11 protein-coding genes, 1 tRNA gene and 1 other RNA gene are annotated in these 14,357 nt (G+C 46.4%); 6 read left to right on the top strand and 7 right to left on the bottom strand.

Going from position 1 to position 14,357, the window contains the following annotated elements:
- Positions 1 to 7 precede the first annotated feature (7 nt).
- From oppB to ychE, 3 genes are all read right to left on the bottom strand, one after another.
- Positions 8 to 928 (bottom strand): oligopeptide ABC transporter permease OppB, encoded by a 921-nt coding sequence (gene oppB, locus HEN21_RS10075; RefSeq protein WP_000911117.1) that lies wholly within the window; start codon positions 926 to 928, stop codon positions 8 to 10.
- Between the two features lie 84 nt (positions 929 to 1,012).
- Positions 1,013 to 2,644, bottom strand: a complete 1,632-nt coding sequence (gene oppA / locus HEN21_RS10070) for an oligopeptide ABC transporter substrate-binding protein OppA (protein ID WP_105285544.1) — start codon at positions 2,642 to 2,644, stop codon at positions 1,013 to 1,015.
- A 737-nt stretch (positions 2,645 to 3,381) separates the two neighbouring features.
- Positions 3,382 to 4,029, bottom strand: a complete 648-nt coding sequence (gene ychE / locus HEN21_RS10065; RefSeq protein WP_000616769.1) for an NAAT family transporter YchE — start codon at positions 4,027 to 4,029, stop codon at positions 3,382 to 3,384.
- 479 nt (positions 4,030 to 4,508) lie between these two features.
- On the opposite strand from ychE, the gene adhE reads away from it, so the two are divergent.
- Positions 4,509 to 7,184 (top strand): bifunctional acetaldehyde-CoA/alcohol dehydrogenase, encoded by a 2,676-nt coding sequence (adhE, locus tag HEN21_RS10060; protein WP_000301665.1) that lies wholly within the window; start codon positions 4,509 to 4,511, stop codon positions 7,182 to 7,184.
- Positions 7,185 to 7,489: 305 nt separating this feature from the next.
- Here the strand turns inward: adhE and tdk are convergent, their stop codons facing one another.
- Entirely contained in the window at positions 7,490 to 8,107 is a 618-nt protein-coding gene (tdk, locus tag HEN21_RS10055; protein ID WP_016158403.1) for a thymidine kinase, read from the bottom strand.
- Positions 8,108 to 8,710: 603 nt separating this feature from the next.
- Here tdk and hns point away from each other — a divergent pair.
- On the top strand, positions 8,711 to 9,121 hold the full coding sequence (hns, locus tag HEN21_RS10050) for a histone-like nucleoid-structuring protein H-NS (protein WP_001287384.1): 411 nt from the start codon (positions 8,711 to 8,713) through the stop codon (positions 9,119 to 9,121).
- A 146-nt stretch (positions 9,122 to 9,267) separates the two neighbouring features.
- Here the strand turns inward: hns and galU are convergent, their stop codons facing one another.
- From galU to rssA, 3 genes are all read right to left on the bottom strand, one after another.
- Positions 9,268 to 10,176: a UTP--glucose-1-phosphate uridylyltransferase GalU gene (gene galU, locus HEN21_RS10045; RefSeq protein WP_000718987.1), complete on the bottom strand. Its 909-nt coding sequence runs from the start codon at positions 10,174 to 10,176 to the stop codon at positions 9,268 to 9,270.
- Positions 10,177 to 10,377: 201 nt separating this feature from the next.
- On the bottom strand, positions 10,378 to 11,391 hold the full coding sequence (gene rssB, locus HEN21_RS10040) for a two-component system response regulator RssB (protein ID WP_000193438.1): 1,014 nt from the start codon (positions 11,389 to 11,391) through the stop codon (positions 10,378 to 10,380).
- 86 nt (positions 11,392 to 11,477) lie between these two features.
- A complete protein-coding gene (gene rssA / locus HEN21_RS10035) occupies positions 11,478 to 12,389 on the bottom strand; it encodes a patatin-like phospholipase RssA (protein WP_010350469.1) in 912 nt (303 codons plus the stop codon).
- A gap of 112 nt (positions 12,390 to 12,501) precedes the next feature.
- Between rssA and HEN21_RS10030 the strand changes: the two genes are divergently transcribed.
- From HEN21_RS10030 to HEN21_RS10015, 4 genes are all read left to right on the top strand, one after another.
- Positions 12,502 to 12,960, top strand: coding sequence for a YchJ family protein (locus HEN21_RS10030; RefSeq protein ID WP_016158404.1), 459 nt, complete (start codon positions 12,502 to 12,504; stop codon positions 12,958 to 12,960).
- 49 nt (positions 12,961 to 13,009) lie between these two features.
- Positions 13,010 to 13,852: a formyltetrahydrofolate deformylase gene (purU, locus tag HEN21_RS10025; RefSeq protein ID WP_000555850.1), complete on the top strand. Its 843-nt coding sequence runs from the start codon at positions 13,010 to 13,012 to the stop codon at positions 13,850 to 13,852.
- Between the two features lie 159 nt (positions 13,853 to 14,011).
- Positions 14,012 to 14,096, top strand: a tRNA-Tyr gene (locus tag HEN21_RS10020).
- Positions 14,097 to 14,139: 43 nt separating this feature from the next.
- Positions 14,140 to 14,271, top strand: a non-coding RNA gene (locus tag HEN21_RS10015) — RtT sRNA.
- The last annotated feature ends 86 nt before the right edge of the window (positions 14,272 to 14,357 follow it).

The raw sequence follows: 14,357 nt of genomic DNA, 5'->3' as shown, positions 1-14,357 counted from the left end.
TCCAGTATCAGTAACGGATTTTCGGGTCGATAACCGCATATAGCACATCGACAATGGCATTAAACAAAATGGTTAATGCACCAACCAGAATGGTCAGGCTTAATACCAATGAATAGTCACGGTTCAACGCACCATTCACAAACAATTGCCCGATCCCTGGTAAACCATAAATGGTTTCGATAACCATAGAACCGGTAATAATGCCGACAAATGCGGGCCCCATATATGAGAGTACGGGTAACAGAGCAGGTTTTAATGCGTGGCGAAGGATGATCCTGCGCATAGGTAAACCTTTCGCGCGGGCAGTACGAATAAAGTTGGAATGTAAAACTTCAATCATCGAACCACGGGTAATACGCGCAATACTGGCGATATAGGCAAGAGACAACGCCACCATCGGCAGTATCATGAATTTCAGCGCCCCGCCATTCCAGCCACCGCCTGGTAGCCAATGCAATATGATCGCAAATATCATGACTAATAACGGCGCAACCACAAAACTGGGGATAACTACCCCGGTCATTGCCAGCCCCATCACGGTATAGTCCCATTTGGTGTTTTGTTTTAATGCGGCAATAACGCCAGCACTAACACCCAGCACTACCGCAAGTATAAACGCGGCTGCCCCCAATTTTGCAGAAACAGGGAAGCTGGATGCGACCAGGTCATTGACCGAATAATCTTTATATTTAAAAGACGGACCGAAATCACCATGCGCCAGTTGTTTCAGGTAGCTGAAATACTGTGTCATGATCGGATCATTAAGATGATATTTCGCTTCGATATTGGCCATCACTTCTGGCGGTAATGTACGTTCGCCGGTAAAAGGACTTCCCGGCGCAAGGCGCATCATAAAGAACGAAATAGTAATAAGAATAAATAGCGTCGGAATCGCTTCCAGACAGCGACGTAGAATAAATTTTAACATTGCCCTACCTTCTGGCCTGTGCCTTCTGTAATGCGATAAAAATCAGACACCGTGGAGCAAGTTCCCCTGCCCCACGTATTGCCATTAGTGCTTCACAATGTACATATTTCTGGTGTAGGTATTATCCAGCGGATCTTTGCCGGTATAACCCCCAACCCACGGTTTCACCAGACGCGCGTTCACGTAGTAATAAACCGGAACAATGGCCGAATCTTTATCCAGCTGCTGTTCTGCTTTGGTGTACAGTGCAGTGCGTTGCGCCTCGTCAGTCGCTTTCAGCGTTTCCGCCATAATACTGTCAAAGGCCGGGCTCTTATAATGCGCGGTATTCATCGAGCTGTTCGACAGCATGGTGTTCAGGAAGGAAGTTGGTTCGTTGTAGTCAGCACACCAGCCTGCACGAGCCACATCAAAAGTTCCCTGGTGACGGGTATCGAGGAAGGTTTTCCACTCCTGGTTAACCAGTTTGACGTTTACACCAATGTTTTTCTTCCACAGTGAAGAGGCAGCAATCGCCAGCTTTTTATGCAGATCGGACGTGTTATATAGCAGGTTAATGGTCAACGGTTTGTCTGCGGTATAGCCCGCTTCAGCCAGCAGCTTTTTCGCTTCTTCGTTACGTTTTTCCTGGCTCCAGCCAAACCATTCCGGCTGAGTTAATTTTGCACCATCTGTGTAAGGAGGAGTGTAACCATAGGCTGGCATATCGCCCTGTGCTTTCACTTTATTAACAATGATTTCGCGATCCATACCCAGTTTCAGTGCGGTACGCACACGCACGTCGTTGAATGGCGGTTTCTGGTTGTTAATTTCGTAATAGTAGGTGCACAGATACGGATCGACGTGAACTTCGTTCGGGATCTCTTTTTTCAGCTTCTGGAACAGCTCGATCGGCATATTGTTATAGGTCATATCAATTTCGCCGCTGCGATAGCGGTTAACATCGGTGACTTCAGAAGCAATGGGCAAATAGGTGACCTGGTTAATGACGGTTTTCGCGTTGTTCCAGTAGGTCGGGCTGCGTTCAAGAACGATACGTTCGTTAACGACCCAATCTTTTAAGGTATAGGCGCCATTGGTGACAATATTTCCTGGCTGGGTCCATTTCTCACCGAATTTCTCAATAGCGGCTTTTGGCACCGGAGAAGTCGATGGGTGAACCAGTAATTTATAGAAATACGGAACAGGCTCACTTAATGTGACTTCTAAAGTGTGGTCATCGACGGCTTTCACGCCGAGATCGGTAATCGGTTTTTTTCCTTCAAGAATTTCATCAATACCGGCGATATGCCCATATTGTAGATAACTGGCATAGGGAGAAGCGGTGTTCGGATCAACAGAACGTTGCCAGCTGTATACAAAGTCCTGCGCAGTGACTGGCGTGCCGTCGGACCATTTCGCATCTTTACGCAGATGGAATGTCCAGACTTTGGCATCTTTATTATCCCAGGACTCAGCGACGCCAGGCGCCGGATGACCATCGAGATCGCTGACCAGCAAGCCTTCAAACAGGTCGCGACTGATATTAGACTCCGGAACCCCTTCAATTTTGTGCGGATCTAATGACTGAACTTCAGAACCATTGTTACGCACCAGCGTTTGTTTTTCTGCAAGCTGAACACCAGCGGGTACATCAGCCGCCAGCGCAACATTCCCTGCCATAAGCGCAGCCAGAACGCCTGCTGCTACTAAACTTCTCTTGGTGATGTTGGTCATTGTTTTTTGGACTCCCTCATTATAATTACTGGCTTTAACCAGCATGTGTAATCCCGGGTTGGGACCCTGGACAGATTCGGAGACTTTCTGCTGCCAGGTTGATATATCGTTACGCTTTGCTATCACCGACTTTATTTATTCTGGTGATTCGAACGACCACCTTACGTCGGTTCCTACTGTGTCTCCCCTGTCGAGACACATTTATTCTTTAATGCAGCAATTTTTATTGTTAATTATTCTCATTACCAAAAAAAATCGCCTGACGGTTGGCCGGAAAGTATCAAATGCGCTTCTTGCCCGCCAATACATTTTGCAAAATTGTTAAGTAATTCTCTTTTGCTGACCGCGCCAATATCTAAAGACCTCATCAGGCTGCCAATAAAATCATTTAAAAACAATGATATAAAACCGCAGAAAGCAAGTCTGTTTTTCCTTGTTGCCGTCACGACAGAGAAATACACAATAATTTAACAACAGACCATTATTTAGCACATTCCTCTGCCAAACGCAGTGGAATTACTAATATCATTTCAATTATTCTTCAGCAAGACCCAGGATTATGATGTCGCGAAAATAACATGATGAGGAGGATGGCGGGGTAAGGATATTCTTATAACTAGCTGTAATATGAGGAAAAATATTTATCTATTTCGTTTGCTTTTGATAACTGCGCTGGGCAAAAGTAAAAATAATGACGAAAGAACGGAGCACCATGGCTCCATTTCGTATGAAAGAAATTAATTGAGCAGACCAGGGAAAATCCCTTTGATTCCATTAACGATAAATTCAATCCCTAATGCCATCAGCAGTAACCCCATAATACGAGTAATCACGTTTATACCGGTCTGGCGCAGAACTCGCACCAGCCAGGGTGCCATGCGGAATAAGCCCCAGCAACATAAAGCAAACAATGCAATTGCCACAAAAAAGCCGAACAGATAACCAATGCTGTGATAACGCGTTCCCCAAACGATAGTTGAACTGATCGCCCCTGGCCCCGCCATCAAAGGCAATGCGAGCGGTACAACGCCGATGCTTTCTCGAATTGCGGTTTCTGATTTCTCTTGTTTGTTCTGTTTATCCTCACCAAGCTTACCGCTGATCATCGACATCGCAATTGTAACCACCAGTATGCCGCCCGCGATGCGGAACGAATCAATCGATATTCCAAAAAGTTGCAGAATCGTGTCGCCGAGAAAAAGCGAGATCCACAAGATAATCGCTACCGACAGGTTGGCAGTCAGATTTGTTTTGTTTCTCGCTGCCGCAGTCTGATAGCTGGTCATACTGATAAACACGGGGATAATCCCAACCGGGTTAACCAGCGCAAATAACCCGATGAAAAATTTAAAGTAAACGGGAAAATCAAAGAGTGTCTGAATCACGATTAGCTCCGAAGCAAAAGCCGGATAATGTTAGCCATAAACAAAGGTAAAAAAATACGCGCTGACAATACGCCTTTTGGCAGCATTTTTCACCTCCTAACCGCTTAAAATTACTATCATTCATTATTGTTATCTAGTCGTGCAAAACATGCTAATGTAGCCAACAATAAATACTACAATTTATTAACTATTAGCTTTTATAGCTAAAAGCGGAGCTGAAAGGTGTCAGCTTTGCGGAATTTTGATCTAGATCACGTAATCAGTACCCAGAAGTGAGTAATCTTGCTTACGCCACCTGGAAGTGACGCATTAGAGATTAGTCTCTCTAATGTTTAAACTCTTTTAGTAAATCACAGTGAGTGTGAGCGCGAGTAAGCTTTTGATTTTCATAGGTTAAGCAAATCATCACCACACTGACTATACTCTCGTATTCGAGCAGATGATTTACTAAAAAAGTTTAACATTATCAGGAGAGCATTATGGCTGTTACTAATGTCGCTGAACTTAACGCACTCGTAGAGCGTGTAAAAAAAGCCCAGCGTGAATATGCCAGTTTCACTCAAGAGCAAGTTGATAAAATCTTCCGCGCCGCCGCTCTGGCTGCCGCAGATGCTCGAATCCCACTCGCGAAAATGGCCGTTGCCGAATCCGGCATGGGTATCGTCGAAGATAAAGTAATTAAAAACCACTTTGCTTCTGAATATATCTACAACGCCTATAAAGATGAAAAAACCTGCGGTGTTCTGTCTGAAGACGACACTTTCGGTACTATCACTATCGCTGAACCAATCGGTATTATCTGCGGTATCGTTCCAACGACTAACCCGACTTCAACTGCAATCTTCAAATCGCTGATCAGCCTGAAGACCCGCAACGCCATCATCTTCTCTCCGCATCCGCGTGCAAAAGATGCAACCAACAAAGCTGCTGATATCGTTCTGCAGGCTGCTATCGCTGCTGGTGCACCGAAAGATCTGATTGGCTGGATCGATCAACCTTCTGTTGAACTGTCCAACGCGCTGATGCACCACCCTGACATTAACCTGATTCTCGCGACCGGTGGTCCGGGCATGGTTAAAGCAGCATACAGCTCCGGTAAACCGGCAATCGGTGTAGGTGCTGGTAACACTCCGGTTGTTATCGATGAAACCGCAGATATCAAACGTGCAGTTGCATCCGTACTGATGTCCAAAACCTTCGACAACGGCGTAATCTGTGCTTCTGAACAGTCTGTTGTTGTTGTTGACTCTGTTTATGACGCTGTACGTGAACGTTTCGCTACCCACGGCGGTTACATGCTGCAGGGTAAAGAGCTGAAAGCCGTTCAGGACGTTATCCTGAAAAACGGCGCACTGAACGCAGCTATCGTTGGTCAACCGGCTTATAAAATTGCTGAACTGGCAGGCTTCTCTGTACCAGAAAACACTAAGATTCTGATCGGTGAAGTGACCGTTGTTGATGAAAGCGAACCGTTCGCACATGAAAAACTGTCCCCGACTCTGGCAATGTACCGTGCAAAAGATTTCGAAGACGCGGTAGAGAAAGCAGAGAAACTGGTTGCCATGGGCGGTATCGGTCATACCTCTTGCCTGTACACCGACCAGGATAACCAACCGGCACGCGTTGCCTACTTCGGTCAGAAAATGAAAACTGCCCGTATCCTGATCAACACCCCGGCTTCTCAGGGTGGTATCGGTGACCTGTATAACTTCAAACTCGCACCTTCCCTGACTCTGGGTTGTGGTTCCTGGGGTGGTAACTCCATCTCTGAAAACGTTGGTCCAAAACACTTGATCAACAAGAAAACCGTTGCTAAGCGAGCTGAAAACATGTTGTGGCACAAACTTCCGAAATCTATCTACTTCCGCCGTGGCTCACTGCCAATCGCGCTGGATGAAGTGATTACTGATGGCCACAAACGTGCGCTCATCGTGACTGACCGCTTCCTGTTCAACAACGGTTATGCTGACCAGATTACTTCTGTACTGAAAGCTGCCGGCGTTGAAACTGAAGTCTTCTTTGAAGTTGAAGCTGACCCGACACTGAGCATCGTTCGTAAAGGTGCCGAACTGGCGAACTCCTTCAAGCCAGACGTGATCATCGCGCTGGGTGGTGGTTCCCCGATGGACGCCGCGAAAATCATGTGGGTTATGTACGAACATCCAGAAACTCACTTCGAAGAACTGGCGCTGCGCTTTATGGATATCCGTAAACGCATCTACAAGTTCCCGAAAATGGGCGTGAAAGCGAAAATGATCGCCGTCACCACCACTTCCGGCACAGGTTCTGAAGTGACTCCGTTTGCGGTTGTAACCGACGACGCAACAGGTCAGAAATATCCGCTGGCAGACTATGCACTGACCCCGGATATGGCGATTGTTGACGCCAACCTGGTTATGGATATGCCGAAGTCTCTGTGTGCTTTCGGTGGTCTGGACGCAGTCACTCACGCCATGGAAGCTTATGTTTCTGTACTGGCATCTGAGTTCTCTGACGGTCAGGCTCTGCAGGCGCTGAAACTGCTCAAAGAATATCTGCCAGCGTCTTACCACGAAGGGGCTAAAAACCCGGTAGCGCGTGAACGTGTTCACAGTGCGGCAACTATCGCGGGTATCGCGTTTGCGAACGCCTTCCTGGGTGTATGTCACTCAATGGCGCACAAACTGGGTTCCCAGTTCCATATTCCGCACGGTCTGGCCAACGCCCTGCTGATTTGTAACGTTATCCGCTACAACGCGAATGACAACCCGACCAAGCAGACTGCATTCAGCCAGTACGATCGTCCGCAGGCTCGTCGTCGTTATGCTGAAATCGCAGACCATCTGGGTCTGAGCGCACCGGGTGACCGTACTGCTGCGAAGATCGAGAAACTGCTGGCATGGCTGGAAACGCTGAAAGCAGAACTGGGTATTCCGAAATCTATCCGTGAGGCTGGCGTTCAGGAAGCTGACTTCCTGGCGAACGTAGATAAACTGTCTGAAGACGCATTCGATGACCAGTGCACCGGCGCTAACCCGCGTTACCCGCTGATCTCCGAGCTGAAACAGATTCTGCTGGATACCTACTATGGTCGTGATTACGTAGAAGGAGCACCGGCGGCGGCAAAGGAAGCAGCTCCAGCTAAAGCAGAGAAAAAAGCGAAGAAATCCGCTTAATCAGTAACTCTGTACATCCTCATAAACGGTCCCTTTTGGGGCCGTTTTTTTGTTTTCGCCACACGCTATGCAAAGTCAAATAACCCAACAGCATTAGTATTCTCATATATATACTGTTATCTAATGCGCACAAACCGCGATAACCTGAAAATGACTCAACATCGTAGATGACGAAGCACTAAATCGTTCTGTTACGTTTTTAGCGATGGTTAGGAGTAGAGAAAGGATTATGGCTCGGAAGAAGTTAGTAAAACGAACTGACAGGATAAAAGCCTCGATTCATCCTGTCAGTAAAGAAAATCTTATTAATCGTGTTGATGTCTTTCTTGAATAGCCGTCAAAGAACCGACTTCTAACGCTTCTTTATAGTGTTTACGACAAACCGAGACATAACGCTCATTACCACCAATAACTACCTGTTCGCCTTCGTTATAAGGCCTACCCTCTTGATCAAGACGTAGCACCATGCTTGCTTTACGACCACAAAAGCAGATAGTTTTTAATTCGACCAGTTTGTCTGACCATGCCAGTAAGTATTGACTGCCGGTAAATAATTCACCGCGAAAATCTGTACGTAAACCATAACAAAGAACGGGTATATCGAGTTGATCGACAACCTCCGATAATTCATATACTTGTTGTCTGGTTAAAAACTGGCATTCATCAACCAGTACACAATGAATTGCCTGTTGTTCATGTTCCGCACGAATCTCATCAAATAATGATGAATTTTGGTTAAATAATTTTGCCGGTGATGACAAACCTATACGCGAGCTGACTTTCCCTGCCCCGAAACGATCGTCAATTTCCGCCGTATATACGACGGTCCGCATACCGCGTTCCTGGTAATTGTATGAAGATTGCAACAATGCCGTAGACTTACCCGCGTTCATTGCGGAATAGTAGAAATATAGCTGTGCCATCAGCCACAGGCCCTCAATGATATGAAATAAAGTTGGCTGAAGTTTATCATAATTCGCCAGTTTTACAGCCCAACAGTACACGCAGAAGAGCGTATATACATCATTCCTTAAGAAGGATGACATAATCCTTCAGAGCTATCATTGCGTCTGTTTTTGCTTGTTATAACTGCGTAAATGACTCCTGGTAACTATTCACAATCTTTAACTTGTTGCACAAGTAATAACCCTCTGTTGACCTCCAGGATACGGCAATACGAAGTCCCTGCACTTATTGCGACTGTTCTTCTTTTCATCATTCTCTTAATAGAGGATTTTTCGTAAACATGACTAATACCGAAGAGTAAAAGACGTCAGCGCGTGTTAATCCCTACATAAAATGTGACATGAATCAGGAAGTTTTAACCTTAGGTGATGCGAAATCATCGGTGCAAATAGGGCTATATGCCGCATCTTTTCTGGCTAATTTTATGAAAAGATATTTATTGGCGGCACAAAATAAAGAACAATTTTGAATTCCTTACATTCCTGGCTATTGCACAACTGAATTTAAGGCTCTATTATTACCTCAACAAACCACCCCAATATAAGTTTGAGATTACTACAATGAGCGAAGCACTTAAAATTCTGAACAACATCCGTACTCTTCGTGCGCAAGCAAGAGAATGTACACTTGAAACGCTGGAAGAAATGCTGGAAAAATTAGAAGTAGTTGTTAACGAGCGTCGCGAAGAAGAAAGTGCGGCTGCTGCTGAAGTTGAAGAACGCACTCGTAAACTGCAACAATATCGTGAAATGCTGATCGCTGACGGTATTGACCCGAACGAACTGCTGAATAGCATGGCGGCTGTTAAATCCGGCACCAAAGCTAAACGCGCACAGCGTCCAGCTAAATATAGCTACGTTGACGAGAACGGCGAAACCAAAACCTGGACTGGCCAGGGTCGTACTCCGGCTGTAATCAAAAAAGCAATGGATGAGCAAGGTAAATCCCTCGACGATTTCCTGATCAAGTAATAATCTTTTTTAGATTACGCTCGCTTAAAATCCCGCCATTGGCGGGATTTTTTATTGTCCGTTTTAAGACTATCCAATAAGAATAAGCTATAAAAAAACGGCATTGATAACTCAATGCCGTTTCGTAGAAAACACCGCTATTGGTGTTACTTCTTAATGCCCATCTCTTCTTCAAGCCAGGCTTTAAATTCAGCACCCAGCGAGTTGTGACGAATACCGTATTCAACGAAAGCCTGCATGTAACCTAATTTATTACCGCAGTCATGGCTCTTCCCTTTCATGTGATAGGCTTCAACCGTTTCTTTTTCGATCAGCATATCAATAGCATCGGTAAGTTGAATTTCATCGCCTGCTCCCGGAGGAGTTTTTGCCAGCAGCGGCCAAATATCGGCGCTAAGTACGTAACGACCAACAATAGCGAGATTGGACGGTGCAACATCTGCTTTCGGTTTTTCTACTACACCGACCATAGGTACACTTTCACCCGGCGCTAAATCCACGCCTTTGCAATCCACAACACCATATGCAGTCACATCAGCAACAGGCTCAACCATGATCTGGCTATGGCCAGTTTCATCAAAGCGGCGGATCATCTCTGCGAGGTTATCCTGCGACAAATCGGATTCATATTCATCCAGAATAACATCAGGCAAAATAACAGCCACAGGTTCATCACCAACTACCGGGTGAGCACACAATACTGCGTGCCCTAAACCTTTCGCCAGCCCCTGACGAACTTGCATAATAGTTACGTGCGGAGGGCAAATAGACTGCACTTCATCAAGCAGCTGGCGTTTTACACGTTTTTCCAGCATTGCTTCCAGTTCAAAACTGGTATCAAAGTGGTTTTCAATAGAGTTTTTCGATGAGTGAGTAACCAGCACAATTTCAGTAATACCAGCCGCAATACATTCATTCACGACGTATTGAATTAATGGCTTATCGACAAGCGGTAGCATCTCTTTCGGGATAGCTTTCGTCGCCGGCAACATCCTGGTTCCTAATCCCGCTACGGGGATAACGGCTTTTTTGACTTTCGTGTTAATGGCAGCCATTTAAATTCTCCTGGACTGTTCGTGTATTGAACGTGTTCATATTTCTGTATCACATCCCAGTATATCAGTACCCTGGCGACGCCTGGTTCCGAAAAGGAAGCGAGTTAACATAATTAAGACAATTACTTATACGAATGGCGACGATAGTACCACCAGCCGACATTAGCGGGTAATGCAATTTTATCCCAAATTATCGTTTGCTCAATTCGCAGACAACATCAAGCGTAGCCTTCCACCAGCGCCCCAAATTTGGCATTGCCAGGCATCACATCTCTGACTCAATTGATTCAAATAAGTGTTGCCTAATGTTCCTAACGGAACGCCATTACTGATTTGAATCTGGTGTTCACCCGCATTCAACGTCGCATTCAAGCCTGCGGATACCAGAATGAGATTTTTTAATTCACGATGATAATAGCCGACTAATAGAGGAAATTGACCGGGCAGATTGGCCTGGCGTAGTAAATGGTTTACCTGCTTCAATAACGCGCCTAACTCAGGCAAAGGTTGATTCTGGTGCGCAAGCTGTTCTTGTAATAAGCCATTAAACAACGCACGTAATAACAAGGCGGCAAGGACGCCATTATGTCCAGCACGGGTTACATCAAGGCAATAAAAAGCCAGATCGTTTTCCGAAAGTGCAGCAATATCAAGTACCAGCCCAGGTTTATCAACAGCAACGAGTTGGCGATAATTAACCCGGCAATGGGAAATCTCCTGCTGAACCGGTGGTTGTAATTCTTGCAATAATTTCGCGGCAGCTGTCGGATTATCGACCATTGCATCCCAATCGCGAAAAAGCCTTTCTTCTTCCTCAACCCTGGAGTTAAACATGCTGGGATACAGACAAGCAAAAACCATCTCACGTAAGCGATTAAGGTCTTTAACTGGTTTCAGCAAAACATCTTCCACACCCAGCCGTAATGCTTTCGCAATATCTGCCATATTTTCCGTAGCAGAAATCACCAGAACCGGGGTTTGGTCTCCCCGGTTGCGTATATGTTCCAGCAGTTTTAAGCCATTCATTCTTGGCATTGCAATATCACATATCATCAGATCGGGTGTAAAACCGCCCAGTAGCTCAAGGGCATCCACCCCATCAGCCGCCAGTACTGTCGTTGCTCCCAATGAGGAAAACCATGAATCCAGAAGCGAGCGAAAGACTGGCTCATCTTCAACTATGAGAATCTGTTTTCCGACCAATGGCTGCGTCATGTTCTCTCCCCTGACTGGCTTTATTCAATAGTGACATGCTATTGCCATCAGTGCCTGTCAGAATTAACTTAAGTGTAGATAAAAAATCAGGTCAAAACGTTGGTTCGAACCAGCGGTAAAAGTTCATCCATTTTCTTCTCTACCGCTAATTGTCCTGCCGCAATGGCAGCATTTGCACGATGAAAATCCAGAGTGGATATCTGCGGGCATAAAGGTTGAATCAGAATATCAGGCGGATCCCCAGCCATACGGTTTCGTTTAAGACGGTTTTCCAGCACCTGGATAGACGTGGTCATAATCTCTGTTGCGGTTGGCGCAGTCACTGCCCGACGTGCCGTTATACTGCTTAATCGTTCTTTCAAACGCGCATGCCACGGGAGAGGATCGTCGTTCTCGCCATTATCTTCACTGACATTAAATGAAAGGAGATCTTGTTGCATTAAATGAGCATCGTGCTGCAGATCGACCGCAATCACAATATCAGCGCCCATCGCACGCGTGAGGGAAATAGGAATCGGATTAACAACTGCGCCATCAACCAGCCAATAGCCGTTATGAGCGACCGGCGCCATTAGGCCGGGGATGCTGCATGATGCACGAATAGCAAGATGGAGGTCGCCTTCGGTAAACCAGAGTTCTCGCCCCGTGCTTAAATTAGTGGCAACCGCAGCGAAACGGCGTGAACAATTTTCGATCTCTGTTTCCGGCATTATTTCGCGGTACTGGTTGAACACACGCTCACCGCGCAACAATCCACCACGCTGCCAGGAAAGATCCATCAGCCGTAAAACATCCCAATAGCTAAAAGAGGTAACCCACTGTTCAAGCGCGGTCAGGCGATCGCATGCAAAAGCAGCGCCCACCAGCGAACCGATTGAACATCCAGCGACGATATCTATTTCAATGCCCATTTTTTTAAGCGCGTTAATGACGCCAATATGCGACCATCCTCGCGCCGCGCCAGATCCTAGCGCCAGCCCTATTTTTATCTTTCTCATTGTTCCTGAAGGCTTCCCCTGGAATGCAGCCGTAGCCACATCGCTACTGCTCGGTTAACATAGTGCTACGCAGGCGATTAATACGCCGTTATTGTTTCCAGGGAGATTATTTGTGTCTGAGCTTTGTCCCTGTGGTAGTGCTGTCGAGTATAGCCTATGTTGCCACCGTTATGTGTCTGGTGAAAAGGTCGCACCTGATCCAGAACATCTCATGCGTTCGCGTTACTGCGCTTTTGTGATGCAGGACGCAGATTATTTAATTAAGACCTGGCATCCGTCCTGTGGCGCAGCGGCGTTACGTGCCGAATTGATTGCCGGATTTGCGCATACCGAATGGTTAGGGCTGACCGTATTTGAGCGTTCATATCACGAAGGAGATAACGTAGGTTATGTTAGCTTCGTCGCCCGATTTGCCGAACAGGGTAAAACAGGAGCGATAATTGAACGTTCGCGATTTTTGAAAGAAAACGGTCAGTGGTACTATATTGACGGTACACGTCCACAGTTTGGCCGCAACGATCCCTGCCCTTGTGGTTCAGGTAAAAAATTTAAAAAGTGCTGCGGCCAATAATGGTTGACGGTACGGTTTAGCAAACACTCTCAACAAGGTTTTTCCAGCAATGCACTCACTCCAACGAAAAGTTCTGCGTACTATTTGTCCGGATCAAAAAGGTCTGATCGCGCGCATTACTAATATTTGCTACAAGCACGAGTTAAATATCGTGCAGAACAATGAATTTGTTGATCATCGTACCGGACGCTTTTTTATGCGCACGGAACTGGAAGGCATTTTTAATGATTCGACCCTGCTGGCGGATCTCGATAGCGCATTGCCGGAAGGCTCTGTGCGCGAACTAAATCCCGCCGGTCGTCGCCGGATAGTCATTCTGGTCACTAAAGAAGCGCATTGCCTTGGCGATCTGCTGATGAAAGCCAATTACGGTGGACTGGATGTGGAAATCGCGGCAGTCATCGGCAACCACGATACCTTGCGTTCGCTGGTTGAACGTTTTGATATTCCATTTGAACTGGTCAGCCATGAAGGATTAAGTCGCAACGAGCACGATCAAAAGATGGCGGATGCCATTGATGCTTATCAGCCTGATTACGTTGTGCTGGCGAAGTATATGCGTGTATTAACGCCGGAATTTGTAGCGCGCTTCCCGAATAAAATTATCAATATTCACCACTCATTCCTGCCGGCGTTTATTGGGGCACGTCCGTATCATCAAGCCTATGAACGCGGCGTGAAGATAATTGGCGCAACGGCACACTATGTAAATGACAATCTGGATGAAGGTCCAATCATTATGCAGGACGTTATTCATGTGGATCACACTTATACAGCCGAAGATATGATGCGGGCAGGTCGTGACGTCGAGAAAAACGTATTAAGCCGCGCCCTTTACCAGGTTTTGGCGCAACGTGTGTTTGTTTACGGTAACCGGACGATTATTCTTTAATCGCCAGCAAAAAGAACTGGTTGCCTTTAATCCGTTACGGATGAAAATTACGCAACCAGTTCATTTTTCTCAACGTAACGCTTTACAGCAGCGTGTCATTTGGTATGATGCGCCCCGCTTCCCAATGAGGGAGCAGGCCAGTAAAAAGTATTGCCCCGTGGTGGGGTTCCCGAGCGGCCAAAGGGAGCAGACTGTAAATCTGCCGTCATCGACTTCGAAGGTTCGAATCCTTCCCCCACCACCATTATTCACCACAGCGATGTGGTAACTTCGGTGAGATTGTTAATCTTTGCACTCATCGAGGAAGGGTGAGAACCTTCGATTAAGGTTCGATTCGAGCGAAAGCGAGAGAACGTTGCCGCAGGCAACGGCCCGAAGGGTGAGGAGCGAAGCGACGAATAATCCTTCCCCCACCACCATCTTCAGCATTACCTACAATTTGATTTTCCCTGGTGGGGTTCCCGAGCGGCCAAAGGGAGCAGACTGTAAATCTGCCGTCATCGAC

Source organism: Escherichia sp. 93.1518, assembly GCF_013368915.2.
GTDB classification, from domain to species: Bacteria; Pseudomonadota; Gammaproteobacteria; order Enterobacterales; family Enterobacteriaceae; genus Escherichia; species Escherichia ruysiae.
Note: the sequence above shows the minus strand (reverse complement) of the source record. Positions and strands in the feature narration are given on the sequence as shown.